13 protein-coding genes are annotated in these 18,746 nt (G+C 65.4%); 1 reads left to right on the plus strand and 12 read right to left on the minus strand.

The genetic code is table 11. The features are described 5' to 3' along the window. Nucleotides 1-16: 16 nt before the first annotated feature. The 10 genes from QF819_01925 to QF819_01970 form a co-directional block, all read right to left on the minus strand. Nucleotides 17-1,780 carry a PQQ-binding-like beta-propeller repeat protein gene (locus tag QF819_01925; protein MDP6801923.1) on the minus strand — a complete coding sequence of 588 codons (1,764 nt, stop codon included), beginning with the start codon at nt 1,778-1,780 and terminating at the stop codon, nt 17-19. A 31-nt stretch (nt 1,781-1,811) separates the two neighbouring features. Next, on the minus strand, nt 1,812-2,429 hold the full coding sequence (locus tag QF819_01930; protein MDP6801924.1) for a phosphatidate cytidylyltransferase: 618 nt from the start codon (nt 2,427-2,429) through the stop codon (nt 1,812-1,814). An 11-nt stretch (nt 2,430-2,440) separates the two neighbouring features. Continuing rightward, a complete protein-coding gene (locus tag QF819_01935; GenBank protein MDP6801925.1) occupies nt 2,441-3,751 on the minus strand; it encodes a FlgD immunoglobulin-like domain containing protein in 1,311 nt (436 codons plus the stop codon). After that, nucleotides 3,729-6,047 (minus strand): transglycosylase SLT domain-containing protein, encoded by a 2,319-nt coding sequence (locus QF819_01940; GenBank protein MDP6801926.1) that lies wholly within the window; start codon nt 6,045-6,047, stop codon nt 3,729-3,731. Before QF819_01940 ends, QF819_01935 begins: the two co-directional genes overlap by 23 nt. Nucleotides 6,048-6,121: 74 nt before the next feature. Continuing rightward, entirely contained in the window at nt 6,122-7,684 is a 1,563-nt protein-coding gene (guaA, locus tag QF819_01945; GenBank protein ID MDP6801927.1) for a glutamine-hydrolyzing GMP synthase, read from the minus strand. 12 nt (nt 7,685-7,696) lie between these two features. Continuing rightward, nucleotides 7,697-9,319 carry a bifunctional phosphoribosylaminoimidazolecarboxamide formyltransferase/IMP cyclohydrolase gene (gene purH, locus QF819_01950; GenBank protein ID MDP6801928.1) on the minus strand — a complete coding sequence of 541 codons (1,623 nt, stop codon included), beginning with the start codon at nt 9,317-9,319 and terminating at the stop codon, nt 7,697-7,699. Beyond that, on the minus strand, nt 9,279-10,166 hold the full coding sequence (locus tag QF819_01955; GenBank protein MDP6801929.1) for a phosphoribosylaminoimidazolesuccinocarboxamide synthase: 888 nt from the start codon (nt 10,164-10,166) through the stop codon (nt 9,279-9,281). Before QF819_01955 ends, purH begins: the two co-directional genes overlap by 41 nt. Next, nucleotides 10,163-10,804 (minus strand): phosphoribosylglycinamide formyltransferase, encoded by a 642-nt coding sequence (gene purN, locus QF819_01960; GenBank protein MDP6801930.1) that lies wholly within the window; start codon nt 10,802-10,804, stop codon nt 10,163-10,165. Before purN ends, QF819_01955 begins: the two co-directional genes overlap by 4 nt. Further along, the gene (locus QF819_01965) at nt 10,801-13,080 is read right to left on the minus strand and encodes a ComEC/Rec2 family competence protein (protein MDP6801931.1); all 2,280 of its coding nucleotides are present in this window, start codon (nt 13,078-13,080) and stop codon (nt 10,801-10,803) included. The genes purN and QF819_01965 overlap by 4 nt, the downstream gene beginning before the upstream one ends. 66 nt (nt 13,081-13,146) lie before the next feature. Further along, a complete protein-coding gene (locus tag QF819_01970; GenBank protein ID MDP6801932.1) occupies nt 13,147-14,421 on the minus strand; it encodes a T9SS type A sorting domain-containing protein in 1,275 nt (424 codons plus the stop codon). Between the two features lie 178 nt (nt 14,422-14,599). Here QF819_01970 and QF819_01975 point away from each other — a divergent pair, with 178 nt between their 5' ends. Then, on the plus strand, nt 14,600-15,772 hold the full coding sequence (locus QF819_01975) for a glycosyltransferase (protein ID MDP6801933.1): 1,173 nt from the start codon (nt 14,600-14,602) through the stop codon (nt 15,770-15,772). On the opposite strand, the gene QF819_01980 is transcribed toward QF819_01975, so the two are convergent. Next, on the minus strand, nt 15,740-17,245 hold the full coding sequence (locus QF819_01980) for an oligosaccharide flippase family protein (protein MDP6801934.1): 1,506 nt from the start codon (nt 17,243-17,245) through the stop codon (nt 15,740-15,742). The genes QF819_01975 and QF819_01980 overlap by 33 nt on opposite strands. A 58-nt stretch (nt 17,246-17,303) precedes the next feature. Further along, on the minus strand, nt 17,304-18,740 hold the full coding sequence (locus tag QF819_01985) for a pitrilysin family protein (GenBank protein ID MDP6801935.1): 1,437 nt from the start codon (nt 18,738-18,740) through the stop codon (nt 17,304-17,306). Nucleotides 18,741-18,746: the final 6 nt, after the last annotated feature.

Here is an 18,746-nt window from a genome sequence, read left to right on the forward strand (position 1 = left end):
AGGGGTTCCCGTGGTGTCAAGGGAGCGCCAGCGCGTGGAATGAGCCGGAGAGAGTGCCGACGAAGATCCTGTCTCCGTCGACAGCCGGGGAGCTGTACACCTCCCCGGGGAGTTCATGGACGGCGGCGGCACTTCCATCCGCGAGATTCAACACATGCACCGCTCCGTCATAAGTGGGCGCCACGATGTGCGCTCCGACAACAAGCGGGCGGGCATCGAATCCGCGGCGGCCCTCCGCGGTCCAGAGGGATTCTCCGTTCTCCAGCGCGAGAGCATGCAGGCGTCCTTCGCCGGTCCCGACCAGAACGGTTCTTCCCGCGAAGACAGGTTGCGCGTTGAGGTCCGGTTCGAGGCGACGATCCCAGAGAGGACTCCCGTCGGCAGCGTTGAGGCACGCCACGGTTCCATCGTTGGAGCAGACCACCAGCGCGTTGTTGTCGGGATTCCAGGCGAGGCTGGCCAGAACGGACGCCGGTGTGGGCCTCTTCCAGACGACAGCCCCATCTGTTTCGCGGAGGCAATACACCGTTCCGTCCGCGGATCCCACCGCGACTCGACCGCTCCCGCATACTTCAGGGGTGGCGCGAACTCGACCTTGCGTGCGGGTTCTCCAGCGGCGCGTCCCATCGGCCAGGTCGAAGCAGTATACCGACTGATCGTAGGATCCGATGATCACCGAACCCTCCACCACACACGGACTGGAGACAATGCGCCCGGAGGTGCGGGCCTTCCAGCGCAACTCCCCGAGCACCGGGTCTACCGCGAGGACTTCGCCGGAATAGGTGCCCACGAGCACCAGGCCATCGGCCTGATCGGTGGTCCGGGGCGAGGACCCGATGCCCGAGCCTGCCGACAGCTTCCAGCGAAGGGCACCCGTCGCGGCGTCCAGGTAATACAGTGTGGAATCCCGCGATCCAAAGAGGACGCCACCATCCCACACACACGGAGACGAACTGATGGCACCCCTCGTCCGGAAGACCCATTCGCCGGCTCCGGGATCCGCGGCTTCTTCCGGTCCTGGCGGGACGGCAGCAGGCGGGTTCGGCGGTACGATCGCCGCCGCCTCCTCCTGTGAGGAAGGCGCTTGCCGCGCATCGTCCTCCGCCTCCGGCAGGCCGTTCGCCGGAGAGGAGACGGATCCCGCAACAAACCCAAGCACTCGATTCTCAAGCTCCTCGGCGTTCGGTGTCAGGAAGGCCGGCTCGATCCGCGGCCAGACAGCCAGGAACGCACCCACGAGAAGCGCGAGGCCTGCGACGCCCCCGATGATTCCGGCAAAACGGCGGGACACGCGCCCGGAAGCACCGGCCAGGAGTGCGGCCCGCCGTCGGGGTGGCCCAGATGCGTCCAGGGGGGAGGCGGCGATCGGTTCTGAGCGGACAGCACCCAGGACCTTTCCGCCACGCGCCACGCGAAGCTCAAGTTCTTCGTCAGGCTTGAGACTCAGTACCTGGGGGTCGTCGAGCGGGACCTCCTGTCCCGCCCCTTTCAGGACCATTCGAAACGCGGGAGCCGGATAGGCCCAGACGCGGTTCCCCTGTCCAGCCAGGAACGCGGTGGCCATCCCGGCTCTCCCGGCGGCCGTGGCCATTCGGCGATCCAGTTCCAGCGGTCCATGGGGGTCGTGAAGCGTGCGGAGCACCTTCGATACATCCGTTGCCAGCCCGGAAGGCGACGCGATCAAGATGCCCAGCGATCCCGGGGTGCGCTCATCCTCACGATGCAGTTGGAACTCACCGCTCGGCTCGCCGATGCGGACTCTGAGAACTGGGCGTCTCACAGTGGACTCCTCTCCAGTGACCGCGCTCCGCCTACATCAGAGACTGTATCACTACCCCGGCGACCAGGGGGATTCGGAAGTTGTCATCCACCGGCAGGGGCAGTATCTCCACCACCGACGCCGCCAATGCCCCCGCCAGCAGCACCTCGAGCGGAATCTCCGGCACCAGAAACGCCACTGCGGCGAAGGACACCAGGAAGCCTCCGGCAAATCCCTCCAGTGACTTTCCAAAGAGCTTGGTCCGCCCCCACGCCTTCCCGATCATGGCCGCAAAGGTGTCTCCCACGATGAGATAGATCAATGCCGCGGCGGCCGTGTGAACATCAAAGAGCCAAGTGACCAACAGTGCGCTGATCAAGAGGTAAGTCGAACCCATCACACCACGGGTCTCATGAAGGCGAATGATGCTCCCGAAGAACACGCCGAAATAGGTCCGCAGCTTCGGGTGGTGAATCCTCATGAGATCGAAGATCAGAAACCCCACCCCCACGAGCACAAGGACGCGCCGCGTGACGCCCAACGGGGCATGGAGTATGCCGAGAGGGATGACAATGGAAGCCAGGTGGATGGCCTTTCGCGGTGCTTCCCCCGCCACGCGCCGCGCGGCCTCGGTGAGTTCTTCCTCCAGTTCCTTCCCGTGTTGGATCACCGGAACTCTCCTCATCGAACGAAGGTCTCGATCGTGCGCTTTTCGAAAGTCGAACGGGACGCATAGGTGGCCCGGGCCCTGATCTCCGCAATGTACACGCCCACGGGCACCCGCGCCCCTGAAGAGTCGGTCCCGTCCCAGGTTCCGAACTGCGGTCCGGCAGCGTGTCGCGTGTCGGAGATGAGAACGGCCACCTCCTTGCCCGACACATTCAGCACCCGGAAGGTGACGGTCGAATCCTCCGTGAGCAGGAACGAAAAGGCTGTCGAGCCGTCCGCGGTGGACGCCTGAAAGTCCAGAATGTCCGTCCCCACCCATTCATAGCGCCCTCCCCCCTCTTCGGTCAAAAACACCTGCCCCAGCGGTCGGTGGATCGCGATTCCCCACGGGGACAGGAACTCGCCGGGTTCCGTTCCGCGGCTGCCAAAGCTGTGGAGCGGAAGAAGATCGTGGCGGAACTTGTGGATGCGGTGGCCTTGTGGGTCCGTGGCGTAGATGTTCCCGAGATAGTCCAGATCGATCGAGCGAAACCTGGCGCCGGGAAGGTCCAGTTGTCTCGCGGCGAAGGTGGCATGGAGTTCGCCGGACACCCCGAAGATGCGCAACCGTTCGCCATCCCGGTCCACCACTGCCACGACGCGCTTCCTGCCCCGGAGGAGGCGACCGTCGTCGGGGATGGTCGCCACATCGATCGGTCGGTCGAACGAAACCTCCATGCCGAATGGCACCCGCACGCCCGATTGCCCGTGCAATCGTGACACCACGCCGCGACTGCGGTCGCATACGAGAAAGTCCCCTCTTCCACAGGCCGCAATCCCGGTGGGTTCGAGATAGCCGCCAAAGGCCGCGATCGGAAGAAGTTCCCCCGCCTCGTGCTTCAGGAGCACAACGCGGCCGTTCCCGGTATCGGCGATGGCCACATTCCCGTCGCGGTCGATCGCGACATCTTCCGGGCGGAGAAGACGCCCCTCGCTCCAGTCCGATCCGGTCCAGCAACCGGCACGCATCAGGCTGAAGTTGGTGCAGAGCATCCCACTGTCCTGATCGACGGCGACCAGTGTGACTTCGTCATCATCACGCGATGTCGCGGGATCATCGAGTTCATGAAGCAGCGCCACGCCGATCCCCGCCGGGGCTTTCAATCGCCTCCCGGGAAGGAGGAGCGCCAGCTCGCGAGAGGTGACCCGGCGAATGCCGAAGGTGTGCGCCCGCGGAGGAGGAACGAGCGTCGTGGGCGACGGGGATTCCGCACGGGCGATGCCCTCCCCCGAAGCCGGAAGCAGCGACAGAAGGAGGACGCTAGCGACCGTCCGAAATCGCATCCAGACTGGAGCCCTGCGGACCGTATGCGGCGCGGTAGACCTCCCACGAGCGAGCCACTTTCTGCACATAGCGAAAGGTCTCCCGATAGGTGATGGCCACAACATAACGATCCACATCGAACTCTCCGGCCACTCGATCCCGCCATCGGACCGCGTTCCGCTTTCCCGCATTGTACGCGGAGAGCGCAAGCGCGGACTCCTGATCCAGCTGGTCGAGAAGTGAGCGAAGATAGAAGGCCCCCAGGCGAATGTTCAAATCGGGTCGGAAGAGATCCGTGCGGTCGAAGTTGCGAACGCCCACACGACGCGCGAGATCTCTTCCGGTCGAGGGCATAATCTGCAGGAGGCCTCGCGCCCCCGCCCAGGACACCGCATCGGAATCGAAGCGGCTCTCCTCCCGCATGACCGCGTAGAGAAACAGTGGATCCAGATCATACTCGTGCGCCCACCGTAGCACAGAATCCAGATGGTCGATCGGGTAGAGCAGGCGAAGCAGCCCGGTGGGGAAGTCACCTTCGAAAAGCGAAGTGCCGACAAGCGCCTTGAGATCTGCGGCCGCTCGAATGGCGGGCCTCGACACTCCGATCGACTGAGCCGCTTCCGCGAAGGCAAGAAGTCCCTCCGGGCTCCGGGAATAGGTGGCGCGAATCTGCTCCAGCTCCTGCTCCGCTTCTCCGGGAAGTCCACGCGCCGCCAGGGCGCGCGCGCGTCGAAAGGATTCGCTCTTGCGTACCGCCTCGGCGGCACGGTCCCACGATTCCGGCGAGTCCTCTCCGAGCCTGATTCGGACCCACTCTCGGGGGCTTCGCGGACTGTGAGAAGCGATCAGCGGCCCGCACTCCTCCCCCGGCCCGGATTCTCGTGTACGGAGACTCCAATAGCTGTCCGGGCTTCGCGAGACGAGACCCCGAAGGGTCTCGCACGCAGTGGAGTCGCGGCCGGCCTCCCGGTGGATGCGGGCCTGCCAGTAGATGGCCTCCTCCAGATAGGGAGAGCCCGCGTGCGTAGTAACCAGCTCAGCCCAGGGGGCCAGAGCCTCTTCCCGGCGGCCGCCTTCGTAGAGGACCCGGCCCCGGTGCCAGAGTGCATCGTCCGCATACTCATGGCGCGGGAACTCTTCATGGAACTGCGCGAACCGCTGTGCGGCATTCGTCCAGCGTGCATGGTCGCGAGCCTCGCGGGCCGCTTCCCAGGCGGCCGTCGCGCGGATCTCGACCGGTCCGCTTCCGGAGGCCACGCGATCGTACTCCCGAAGCGCTTCGTCGATTCGACCCAGTCGCCACAAGCACCGGGCTTGCTCTACCGCGGCTTGCGCTCTGTCGTCCGCCAACGCCCCGGGCGGGAGGTGCTTCAGTTCTCTTCGAGCGGCGGTATAGCGTTTGCGGGCCGCGAGAGACTGCCCGACCAGCAATCGCGCGCGGCCTTCCACTACGGCATCCGGATTGCGGCGAAGCTCCCGAAGAGCACGGCGAGCCTGCCGCTCGGCATCGGCCGGGGTCTTTGCTCGCAGCGCGGATTCGGCCAGGAGAACGCGATCCGCAGCCGACAGTTCTTCCAGGCGGGGCAGCCGGTGAATGGCCGCCAACACGGCCTCGTGTTCCCCTACTCGACTGTCGATCAGGGCTCGAAGAGCGCGGGCTTCCCGTGCGCGATCGCCCATCGCGCGGTGACAGTCCGACTCCAGCTCCAGAAGACGCGATCTACCGATGACCGATCGTCGAGGAATCCGCTCCAATGCGTCCAGAGCTTCCGCGGGTCGATCCCTGTGCGCGGCGATGGTCGCCACCTTCCACCAGCATTCCGCCTTGAGGTTCCCATTGCGCGCCGACTGTGCAGCGCGCCGGTAGTGCGACGAGGCATCGTGCAGCCGACCGTCGTTCTCCGCACACAATCCGGCACGGTAAGATGCGTAGTCGGACAGAAGAGGTTCCCGGGAGGCGGAAAGGGCGTGACCCTCTTCCGCCGCGTCCCAGTCCCGGACGCGCTCCCAGAGCATTCCACGCGTGAAGAGTGCGCCTTCGGGGAGTGCTGTGGCCCCTCCCCATCCCTCCAGCCACTCCAAGGCCTCCGTGGCGCCCCCCCGGCAGAGCAGGATTTCCAGGAAGCGCCCCCGAGCCCACGCTTCGGTGGGCCCTGACTGCCGGAGCAGTGCCTCCGCTTCGGTCGCCAGTCCGAACGCAAGAAGCCGCTCGATCCTCTCGGGAGTGACGGGATCCGGTTCGGCAGGCATCGCGGCGTGCGCATCCCCACCCCCCGCAGGAAGCAGAACCAGCCACGCAAGAAGGCAGGCTTTCATAAGGAGAGGATCGGCGCGGGAGGCGATCCGCTTCAGCAGTATGAGTGGACTACTCGGAAAAGAGCCGGGTGGCCTCACTCCCACTCGATCGTCCCGGGAGGCTTGGAAGTGATGTCATAAGTCACACGATTCACACCGGGAACCTCGTTGATGATCCGCCGAGAACACTCTGCAAGGAAGTCATGCGGGAGTCTCGCCCAGTCTGCGGTCATGCCGTCAACTGATGTGACCGCACGCAGTGCGATCACCTCTTCGTAGGTGCGCGCATCTCCCATGACTCCCACGCTTCTCACCGGGAGGATGACCGCAAAAGACTGCCAAGTCTCGTCGTGCAATCCGGACTCCCGCAGGAGCGTTCGAAAGATATCGTCCGCACCGCGGAGGATCGTGAGGCGATCCGCCGTGATGGCACCGAGCGTGCGGACGGCCAGCCCCGGCCCGGGGAATGGCTGTCGCTGGACCAGACTCCGCGGAAGGCCGAGTTCCTGACCCAGAAGGCGTACTTCATCCTTGAAGAGTTCGCGCAACGGCTCCAGAAGATCCAGGTCCATGTTCTCGGGAAGGCCCCCGACATTGTGGTGGGTCTTGATGCGCGCGGCCGTCTCCGACCCCGCGGACTCGATCACATCCGGATAGAGTGTACCCTGAACGAGAAGCGAGACATCCCCGATGGAACGCGCCTCCTTCTCGAATACACGGATGAAGGTCTCGCCGATGATGCGGCGTTTCCGCTCGGGATCGGTCACTCCGTCCAGCGCGTCGAGGAAGACCGAAGCGGCATCGACCCTCTGGATGACCACCCCGGCCGCCTCCTCCAGCACATCGAGCACGCCGTGAACCTCTTTCAGATTCCGATGGAGACCGTGATCGACGAACACGGGATGGAGTCGGCTTCCCACGGCTTTCGCGACAAGAGCGGTCGCGACGGAACTGTCCACTCCCCCACTGACCGCACAAAGGACAGAGCGGTCGCCCACCGTCTCCTCGATCTGGCGAATGGACTCCTCGGCGAAGAATCCCATCTTCCAGTCTCTGGAGCAGTCGCAGACATCATCCAGGAAGCTGTCAAGAATGCGCGGACCCTGCGGTGTATGAGAGACCTCGGGGTGAAACTGGAGCGCGTAAATGCGGCGTTCGGGATGATGAAAGGCGGCGCAGGGAGTGCCCGCACTGCGTCCGGTGACGGTGGCTCCCGGTGGCGGCACTTCCACCAGGTCTCCGTGACTCATCCACACATCGATCTCGCCAGCCAGTTCATCAAACAACCCGCCGGCCTCCACCTTCAGCCGTGCCAGACCATACTCGCGCTGCCCGCGATGGCGCGTCACGGTACCACCCAACTCCCGCGCCAGAAGCTGCATCCCGTAGCAAATCCCCAGCACAGGCACGCCGCAGTTCAGCACTTCGGGAGGCAGCCCGGGCGCACCCTCGTCATCGATGGACCGTGGCCCTCCGGAAAGCACGACACCCCGAAGTCCGGGATCTCCCAGCCTGGTTGCTGCAGAGCGGGGAGACAGTACCTCGCAGAATACCGAGGCCTCGCGAATCCTGCGGGCGATGAGACGCGTGTACTGAGAACCGAAGTCAAGAATGGCGATCCACTCGCGAAGTACGGCCTTCTCCGTCGTGCTGGTCAATGCAACCTCCGTCTAGTGTCGAAAAACCCGGCGTCCGGTGAAGAGCATGGCGGCCCCGGCGTCATCCACCACAGCCACGGTATCTCCGTCGCGGCGGGATCCTCCCGGCTGAACCAGCGCGGCCACCCCGGCCTCCAGGGCCAGCGTGGGACCATCGGCAAAAGGAAAGAACGCATCCGAAGCCAGCACCGCGCCATGCGGTTCGTGTCCATGTGAGCGGGCCTTCTCGATGGCCAGGCGGACGGAGTCCACTCGGCTCATCTGCCCGGCTCCCGCCCCGAGAAGCTGGCCGCCGCGAACGAGCACGATGGCGTTGGACTTCACCGCGCTGACCAGGCGCCAGGCGATGTCCAGATCCGCCAGTTCCTCCGCGGTGGGCTTTCGCACAGAAGCGGGCTCCCACGAGGCTGGCCCCGGGTCTTCGCCACCGGCGTCCTGCGCCACGCACACGCCGCCTGGCAGCGTGCGAAAGTCCCGGCGGTCGCGCAGAAGATCGGCTCGGTCGTACTCCACCAGGCGAAGTCGCTTCTTTCGGGAAAGTTCGGCGACCGCCTCCTCGGAGAAACCGGGAGCCGTGACGACCTCCAGGAAGAGCTCGGTGAGTTTCGCGGCGGCCTTGCCGGTTACGGGCTGGTTGAATGCGGCGATCCCCCCAAATGCCGAAACCGGGTCGCCCGCAAGTGCGCGTTCCCAGGCTTCCGTCTGGGAGTCAGCCACAGCCGCGCCGCAGGGATTCGTATGCTTCACGACGACGGCGGCATTGCCGGGAAGCGAGGCCGCGACCTCGGCTGCGGCGGTCAGATCCACCCAGTTGTTGTAGGAGAGAGACTTCCCGGCGAGCTTTCGCCAGCCACCCGGGAGGTCTTCGCCCGAGACCGGATCGGCCGTCGAATAGAGCGCGGCGGACTGGTGCGGGTTCTCACCATACCGAAGGTCCCCGGCTGCGTGCAGGTGCTGCTCCATCCCGTCCGGGCGGCAGCACTCCGGTGGCGAGTCCGTGTCGAGAAAGTCGTCTCGAATGGCCGTCTCGTACCGGGCTGTCGTCTCAAACACGCGCGCCGCCAGCTGTCTTCGCGTCCGCGCTGACAACCCTCCACCGGACTCTTCCAGTTCTGTGATCAATGAAGGAATGTCCGCCGGGTCGGAGACCGCAGCCACGGAGCGCCAGTTCTTTGCGGCCGCGCGGAGAAGCGTGGGCCCGCCGATGTCGATCATCTCCGTGCGCTCTTCGGGAGACCGCCCCTCTCGGACCGCCTGCTCGAACGGATACAGGTTCACACATACCAGGTCGATGGGCTGCCCGCCGGACTTGTGAAGGTCCGCCATATCCTCGGGCACATCCCTCCGCGCGAGGATGCCCGCATGGACGCGAGGATGGAGCGTCTTGACACGCCCGCCGAAAGCCGGAGCCATGCCCGTGTACTGTTCGATTGAAGTGACGGGAAGACCGGCCTCCCGGAGCGCGTCCGCCGTGCCCCCCGATGCCAGGAGAAGGGTTCCGCCCTTCGCAAGAACCCGGGCCAGTTCCACGACTCCCGTCTTGTCCCAGGCGGAGAGGAGGGCGGCGCAGACCTTCGTGTCTGCAGAACCCGGGTCAGCGCTCGAGATCGCGGCCGATGAGTGCGCGGTAGACATCCATGTACCTTTCCCGGGCGCGGTGAATCACAGCGGACGGAAGCGCCGGCGCCGGCGGCATCTTGTCCCAGTCCAGCTCTTCCAGATGATCCCGAATAATCTGCTTGTCCCAGCTCTCGGGCGGCTGCCCCGGCGTGTAGTCATCCTTGCGCCAGTAACGCGAAGAATCCGGGGTGAGCACTTCGTCGATCAAGATGAGCTGGTCATCCACAAGCCCAAACTCGAACTTCGTGTCGGCCAGAAGGAAACCACGCTCCTCGGCCATGACGCATCCCGCGCCATACACCAGAAGTGAGAGCTCCCGCAGGCGTTCCGCGAGATCTCCGCCGACCATGTTGACCATTTCATCGAACGGGATCGGGCGGTCGTGCCCCTCATCCGCTTTCGTGGACGGCGTGAAAAGCGGCTCTTCCAGGCGCGATCCCCGGGACAGGTTCGCGGGAAGGACATGCTCCTGAATGCGCCCCGTGCGCTCATACTCCGCCCATCCTCCTCCGGCGACGAATCCGCGCACAATGCACTCCACATCGATTCTCTTCGCGCGGCGCACGAGCATGGAGCGCCCCCGCAGCCAGGGTTCCGACCGGAAGGGTTCCGGGAGGTCCTCCAGATTGGTCGACACGAGATGATTGGGAAGAAGGGACTCCGTCCGGCGGAACCAGAAGTCCGAGATCCCGGTGAGAATGCGGCCCTTGTCGGGGATCTCGTCCGGAAGGATGCAGTCAAAGGCGGACACGCGGTCTGTCGCGACAAGAAGCAGGCGGTCGTCGAGATCGTAGACATCCCGTACCTTGCCCTGATGCAGCGGCGTCGGAAGGTCCACGGTGGGGGTATAAGCTTCGGTCATCTCTCTCTTCCGGATGGTGTGGGGTCCAGCCATCGGACCCGTCCGTGTTCCACTTCCACGCGACCGGATGCAAGGAGTGCCAGCGCGTGCGGGTATATCCGATGTTCCTCCCGGAGGATTCTCGCGGAGAGTGTCTCCTCCGTATCATCCGTCTCCACGGGAACCGCCCTCTGCAGAAGGATCGGTCCGGTGTCCAGTCCGTCATCCACGAAATGCACGGTACAGCCCGTCACGCGAGCGCCGGCACGCAGCGCCTGTCGCTGCGCACGCAGTCCCGGAAATGAGGGGAGCAGCGACGGGTGGATGTTCAGCATCCTCCCCGGGTATTGACGAACGATCTCTGGCGGCACCAGGCGCATGAAACCCGCCAGACAGACGGCTTCAATCTCGTGTTCCAGAAGAACCTCCCGGAATCTCCGCACTACTTCCGGATCCCAGGCACCGCGCCGCGTGCCGGGGAGGACTTCCTCCACTGCAATCCCGGCCTCGGCGGCAAGGTGCGTGGCTTCCGCTCCCGGGCGATCCGTCACGCACAGCACTACCCTCGCCGGATGCTCGGGGGCCTGTGCGGCGTGGAGAATCGCTCGAAAGTTGCTGCCCCGCCCGGATGCGAATACGGCGACGCGCACGGTGTTCACTCCTGTGTCCGATGGTGCGGAAGTGTAGTCTCTTCGCTTCGGATCACGCCAGCGGTATTGTGCGTGCGGAGCCGCGCATTGCGCGGAAATCCCCGCCACCAGCGGAGGCGGAAGCCCACACGCGTCGCGGTGATCATGACAGAGCCGTGCGCTTCCGTGGTCAGAAGGGGAATCCCGCGATTGCGGAGCCGCTGGCGCACCTCTTCATGAGGGTGCCCGTGAGGATTCCCCCGTCCGCAGGAGGCCACCACGATTCGCGGGTCCACCTGCTGGAGGAGACCCTCCCCGGTCGAGGTGCGTCCGCCATGGTGGCCTGCCTTCAGGATGATGACAGGGGCCTGGGGCGCCTCCGAGACGAGCACCTCCTCCCCCGTCGTTTCCCGGTCTCCCGTCAGGAATGCGCTGGCCGCTCCCGCCTCCCAGCGGGCTACGAGGGAGCGGTCATTCTCCGGGGACGCAGACGACGGAAGAACCCGCGTGGCCAGGACTCGCAGAGTCTTCAGCGGGTCGCGGGGTTTGCCGGGAGTCACCGTGAGAACTCTCGTGCCGCGTTCCTCCGCAGCAGAGAGAAGCAGGGACAGCATGCGCGGGGGGGCTCCGTCGGAGCCGGGCCAGAGGAGGACACGAGGCGCATGGCCCGCAGTCAGAGATTCCACCAGCCCTCCCACATGGTCGGCGTGCGCGTGCGTGGCGACCATCGCACGGGCCCCGGCTCGCTTTCGTCGAAGCAGCGCGGGCAGCCCCCGTCCGGCCTGCCCACGAAACCCGGGAGGCCCCCCGTCGATCCACGCGCTCTGAGCCCCTTCCTCGACGAGGATCGAATCGCCTTGTCCGACATCCAGAATCGTCAGGCGGTCGCGCGGGACGAGATCCGTGGCCGCCAGTAAGCACAGAGCGGCCAGCGCGTGTCGCTCGCGCCGGGTGGGCAGCCTTCGGCGGGCGACAAGCAGCCCCACGACAGGAAGGAGAATGCGCGTCCAGAACCCGGGGGCAGCCACCGCATGATCGGTGCCCGGGATTGCCGCGGCCGCCTTCGCCAGCAGGAGGAGGCCGGACGCGAAAATCCGGGCGGCAGCCGCCCACGCATCCGGCAGAAACCCGTCGATCGGAAATGCTCCCGCGAGGGCTCCCCACCCCAGACACCCGGCTGCCAGCGGAGCAGCCAGAAGCGTCGTCACCGGTGACAGAATGCTGATGCGCCCGAAGGCCCCGGCGACTTCCGGGGCGGTCGCCAGCGTCACAGCCGCCGAAATCGCGAGTCCGTGCAGCACTCCCGCCAGCCTGCCCGACGACGCCATCCCGGCGGCCCCCGCGACCGTGAGAACGCCCGCCGCCGTGAAGGACAGCCGAAAGCCGGGGTCGCGCAGCAGTTCCGGGCGAAGGAGAAGCATGACTCCCGCGACCAGTCCCAGCGCGTGTCGCCCGTTCAGCGAACGCCCGAGGGCTCTCCCCCATCCGGCCATCGTCCCGAGGGCTACCGCTCGCACCACCGGCGATCCTCCGCCGGCTACCCACGCGAAAGCGGTCAGGAGGACACCGAGGACTCCCGCCGACGCGGCGGTCGGAAGGCGCATCGTGCGAAGAAGAGCGCCTGCCCCGAACCCGAGAAGTCCGGCGTGCATCCCCGAAAGCGCGAGCACATGCGCAATCCCGGCTCGGCGGAAGGACTCCCGCCAGTCTCGGGGCAACCCCGAACGATCCCCAATCAACAGGGCCACCGCGAGCGCCCCGGGCAGCGTCTCCGCGCCCAGGCGCTGGCGCACGCGTTGCCGAATGCGCCAGGCTGTCCGGTCGAGTGCCGCTTCCAGCCCAGGCGCCCGCGTGAGCCCGGCCGGTGCACCGACCCACTCGGCCCGCCCTTGCCACCCGCGCATCCGCGCCCACGCCGCCGCGTCAAACGCGGACGGGTCTCCCGCAGTGCGAAAGCCCACCGCTTTGAATCGGCCGAAGGCCATCCTTCCGGCAAGCAGTTCTCCCGACTCTTCATCGAGAAGAAACTGATCCCCGCCCGCACGAATCACGCAGCCGCCCGGGGCCTCGCGTCTTCCACGGCAACGCCCCTCCACCACAATCGGAGAGGCTCCGTCGGCAAGACAGCGGTCAGAGTTGGCTCGGTGTCGCGCGCGAAGGGTCGATCCCGCGGCCACCATGATTGGCCAGGTGCCCGGGTTGGCCAGCATCCCCGCCGCCGAGAGCCCCAGCAGCAGACGCGACGACGCCACCCCACCCCCGCGTGGGGTCACGACTGCCAGAAGGCCACCCAAGGCGACGGCCATGCCGAAGCGGAATCCGGTGAAGCGCACACAACCGGCCACGCAAGAACCGGGCCGATGCGAGCAACGCTAGCGGATGAGGACCAGGCGACGCGTCTCCGTCGCATCTCCCTGCGTAATGCGGGCAAAGTAGATCCCGGGCGGCACATCCACTCCGAGATCGTCGGTGCCATCCCAGGACCGAAGATGGTCCCCGGGGGCCAGATCACCGGCCATCAGGGTCCGCACCCTCTGCCCGAGAATGTTGTACACGCCGAGATCCACGACTACGGGAGTGGCAATGCTGAAGTGGATGCTCGTTCGGGGTGTGAAGGGATTGGGAACCGCCGGACCCAGAACAAGCGGGACACTCTCCTTGAGTGCGGGCGCGGCTTCCAGCACGAGAGCCCGGCGAGATTCCCCGAAAGGAGTCAGTGGATTCGGGCCGCCAAAAGCCCCGGCCTGCTCCGGTACACTGGTGGAATGTCCGGTCTCCTGCGGGAGATACCATGCCGGAGAGGAGTCCATAACGCGAAGAGGATCCGCACCCTCCTGATCGAAGCGCGCATCTCTTTGTCGGCCGACATCGAGAAGTGTACTCACGGTGTCCTGCCGGGAATCGACCGCAGCGCCGTCCAGACAATACGCAAAGACATTGCCCTCCCCGAAGTCGACACCGCGTGCGCCGTCGAGGAGATGCACGCCGATTGAGGCCCCGGCCGGACTGCCCGGCGCGGAGAACAGGGACGCGGCGATGGTCGCCTCTCCGGCAAGGCCGATGGCCACCGCTTCGCCCCCGTTCTCGTGGAGCGTACAGCGCTCCACAGTCAGCGTTCCCTGCCGGAGCAGGATTGTCGGGCCTTCGGGGCCGTTTCGGAAGAAGGCGCAGTTCCGGAGGAGATTCTCCGAACCCATGAGGTCGAGAACATCAGCGCCGTCCGTGGAAGAGTTGCCCTCGAAGCGGCACCGCACAAACTCGAACCGCCCTCCCGTGGAGCGCGCGACCGCCGCATCCTCCGGCGCAGAGGCATTCCGCAAGGTGACCTGTTCGACATGAAGCACGGCTCCGGGTCCCGCAAGGAAGACCGGCCCCCGTCCACGCGCATCGAGGATGCACACGGCCGCGGCCTCGCCTCGGAGGGTCACCGTCTTATCCATGATCGAGAACGGGAGCGCGCCCCCGTCAGCCGGCACGCGGTACACTCCGCTGGCCAGCACCACGACATCCCCGTCGCCCGCCTCGCGAAGTGCTTCGCCCGGGGTGGCATAGTCGGACGGCACTCGGAGGTCGGCAGCGGTCGCCCCGGAAGGCAGCGCACAAGCGAGAAGCAGCGTGGCAACCACGCGCCGGGGGATTCGTCGCATCACGGATGCACAACGGCCATCACCAGAGACCATGGAGCAGCCTCCTTTCGCGAAGGACAATGAGTCTACGCCTCGCCCCCTGAGATGACAAGGCCCTGCGAACTGATGTACTCTCAGGCACTTGCAGGAGTCTTCGCACTTGCGATGTCACGCGAAGAGACGCTCGGAGGGCGTTGATATGCAGCCAGTAACAGTCCTCTTTCTCCTCCCCGGTCTTCCCGTGGGCGGGGCCGAGCGGCAGATCGCTTCCCTGATCACCGGGATGGATTCGCGCCGGTTCCGACCTCTTGTGGCGTGCCAGCATCGACTGGGTCCCGTCGCCGAGGATCTATCCGCGGCAGGATTCCCCGTCCACCTGCTGTCGTGCGAGCGCAGCCTCGATCCGGCCTTCCTCTTCCGCCTTGCCGGACTGATGCGGCGCGAGCGTGTCCAGCTGGTCCTGTCGCATGGATTCAGCACCGGCGTCGTGGGCCGCATCGCGGGAGTTCTTTCGGGAGTGCCGGCCCGGATTCTCGCCGAGCACTCCACGGGAGAGCGCGACCTCTCCCCGCTCCGGCACCGCCTGAACCGCCTGCTCGCTCCTCTGACGGCTGCGTGGGTCTCGGTGGCGGACGGCCAGCTGGATTACCTGACGCGGGAGAAGCGCATTCCCGTGGACCGCATTCACCGCATCTACAACGGGATCGAGTCCGGTGCGCTCCCCACTCCTGAAGAACGCGCCAGCGCCCGTCAGCTTCTGGGCATTCCCGGCGATGTCCCGGTCGCAGGAGTCATCGCCGTCCTTCGCCCGGAGAAGGACCACCGCACCTTCCTGCTGGCCGCCCGCCTCACACTGGATTCCCTCCCCGAAGCGCAGTTTCTTCTGATCGGTGATGGTCCGGAGCGCACCCATCTGGAGCGGGAGATCGTCGCATTGGGACTGACGGAGTCCGTCCGGATTCTGGGTTTTCGCCAGGATGTCGCTCGCCTGCTCCCGGCCCTGGATGTCTCTGTTCTGTCGTCGACGGATGTCGAGACGCTGCCCATGGCGTTTCTGGAATCGATGGCCGCTGGACTCCCGCTGGTGGCCACGCGCGTCGGGGGACTGCCCGAGCTGATCGACGAGGGATCCAACGGTCTCCTCGTTCCCCCCAGAGATCCCGGTGCGCTGTCAGAGGCGCTCAGCCTCGTACTGAAAGATCCGGCGAAGGCTCGCGCCTGGGGGCAGGAATCCCATCGGCGGGTGACCCGGGACTTCTCACGGCTGGGAATGGTGCGTGCTTATGAGGATCTCTTCGCGGAACTTCTTCAAGCGCGCGGCGTGTCCCTGCCCGAGCGCTCAGTCCGCCTCTCGGGCGAACGCACCCAGTAACCCGGTCTTCCGCTCCACCCACCACAGGATCGGTACGGAGAAGGCCAGGAAGAGAGCGCCCTCCAGTCCTGCGCGGTAGTACTCGTTCCACTGTCCGACCGCGGTACGCGGAACGATCCAACGAAGTGCCGCCACAAGAGCCGCGAAGCAAACGGCCGGTCCGTAGGTCCGCACGACCCATCCGCCTGCAGCCCTTGTCGACCCCATGGCAATCCGCCCGGAGAAGAGCATAACGGCGGTGCAGTACGCGCCCGTTCCGGCGCCCATCGTCATGGCCACTCCCGGAAGCCCCCACCCTCGGCGGACCAGCTCGAATCCCACCAGGTACTCAAACGCAATCGTCGCCAGGCCCATCGGGACGAGCCAGTTCTGGCGGTTCACCGCCATCAGGAAAAACCCGGGGAGGATTGCCAGGCACGAAAAGAGAACGGAGATCGTCAGGAGGCGATAGATCTCGATGCACGGAACGAACCGGGGCAAGAGCCACAGTACCGGCAGATGAAGGACGAGATACGCCAGCCCCAGCACGAACGGAATGCCCAGCCCCAGAAGACGCGTGGGGCGGGTCAGGAGATCCATCAACGCCTGCGGGTCACGGGTCTCCCCGAATCGGCGAAGGAAAATGGGATAGACGACGAAACCGACGGCCTCAGCCGCGTAGCGCACAAGGCTCGCGATGGTGACGGCCAGGCCGTAGATGCCAAGATCTCCCCTGGCAAGCACACTGTCCACCAGCACACGATCGATGTTCCGCAGCCCGACCCGCGTCAGATGAAAGAGGAAAATCGGAAAGCCCGTGACGAGAAGTTCCCGCAGCACCCCTGCACGCAATGCAAGGCGAAAGGCGAAGCCGCTCTTGTGTGCCATCCAGGCGGTGGTGGCGGCTCGGCTGATGGCCCATCCCATCAGAAGCCCCAGCACGCCGAAACTTGGAAGAAGCGCAAGGGAGATCACGAGATTCGCTGCGGCAAAGCCAAACGAGAAGAGGCTGATGACCTGGATTCGACTGTAGGCGCGCAGGAACGCCATGAAGGTGAAGTTCACCTGTTCCAAGACGACAATCAGTCCGAGAACCGCCAACCCCCACCGCTCAACCGGTTCCAGCCCCGGATCCCGTCCAAGGGATACGGAAGCCAGAATCACCCAAAGGATCGACGACGCAAAGACGACGGCACCGAGTCCGGTGGCTCGCGCCCGGGCCGCTCCCGCTTCGTCACTTTGGCCGATTCGGTGCCCGAGCACCTTGTTCATGCCCGGCAAAGCGCCCAGGTGGGTGAACTGGCAGTACTCGCCGAGAATGACGAAGTGCTGCCAGAGGCCGTTTCCCTCCGGGCCGAGGACTTTCGCGACCACGAACCCCTTCACGAGCGTGGCGAACCTCATGAAGTACTGGCTTCCCGCAAAGCCCGTCACATCTTGAAGCACCCGGCCCATGCCACTGCGTCCGTCATCCGACGCCCGTTTGGGATTCATGGGCACCCCGCGCAGTGAGTGGGTGGACACGGGGAGAACGGACGCCCTCCCCGTCCCGTCAGTCGAGTTCGATCCGGATCAGATCCACACCGTTTTGGTCCGCGAAGTCCTGCCACGCACAGTCAAAACCCTCTGCATTTCCCACCGCCAGAAACGAGAACATCGAGGGATCCAGGAGCGCGTTGGCCGCTTCCTGAACAGCGGCCTGATCCACGCGGGCAATCTCCGCAAAGCCCCGTTCGTAGTGGTCGTCGGGCAGGCTGTAGTACTCCAGGTTCATCAGGCGCGACACAATCTTTTTCCCGGAGTCGTAATCAAATGCGCGGGCGTTCAGGATTCCGTCGCGGGCGCGAGCCAGCTCCTCTTCCGTCACGGGAATGGACTGGATCCGCTCGATCTGCTCAAGGATGAGCTTCGTGGCCTCGCAGGTGGTCTCCGTCTTGGAGAGGGCCAGCGCCACCACATACCCGGGGTCGAGCATTCCGAAGTCCAGGAACCCGCCGGCGAAGTACGCCAGGCCTTCATCATTTCGAACCCGATCCACGATGTAGCTGGTGAATCCGCCCGAACCGAGGATGTTCATCATCACCTGTCCGGAGTAGCGCATGGGGTCCGTCTCCATCGGGCCAAGATGCCCGAGGAGAACGGTCGTCTGCGGCACCTCCTTCACCGCAAGCGCCACGCGAGGAGTTCTCTCAGGCACCGGCGGGGTCGCAGGAAACACGACCTCCGGTCCCTTCCAGTCTCCGAAGAGTTGGTTCAGCTTCCGCCGAATGGAGCGCTTCGAAACATCTCCCGCCACCCCGAACGAGACATTCCCGGGCTGGAAGAAGGCCGCATGGAACGCTTGGAGATCCTCCACCGTGAGTGCATCCACCGACTCCCCGGTGGGGGTGCGCGCGCGGGGATGGTCCTCGCCCCAGATGAGCTTGTCGTACTCCCGAAACGCCACCTGGATCGGGTTGTCGTTCTCGCGACGGATATCCTCTTTGATCAGTCCCTTCTCCACGCTCATCTTGGTGTCGTCAAAGCGCGGATGCAGCATCAGATCGGCGAAGATGGCCAGCGCGTCGTCGAGATTCTCGGACAGCACATTGAGTGTGACATTCCCCATCTCGTCACCGATGCCCGATGACAGGCGGGCGGCAAGGAAGTCCAGTTCCTCGTCCATGGTGTCTGCCGGCCAGGCCAGCGAACCACCGGCCCGCATCATGCGCCCGGTGAGATTGGCCACACCCATTCGATCCGCCGGCTCCCAGATGTCTCCGGCCCGGACCACAGCGCGGACGGTCACCAGCGGCACGCGATCCGACTCGTAGTAGAAGACGCGCATGCCGTTCTTCAGTTCAAAGATGTCCGGAGACTTCTTCGACAGCTGGAGTTCCGGTGCCGTCGCCTGAGCCTCCTTCACGGAGTGCGCCCGGGCGTGCGTGTCGGTGGCCAGTGCCCCCGTCACCAGGAGTGGAATCATGGCGGTCAGAATCCGGGTCTTCATGAGTCC

It is taken from the genome of Gemmatimonadota bacterium, assembly GCA_030747075.1.
In the GTDB taxonomy this organism is placed as follows: Bacteria; ARS69; ARS69; order ARS69; family ARS69; genus ARS69.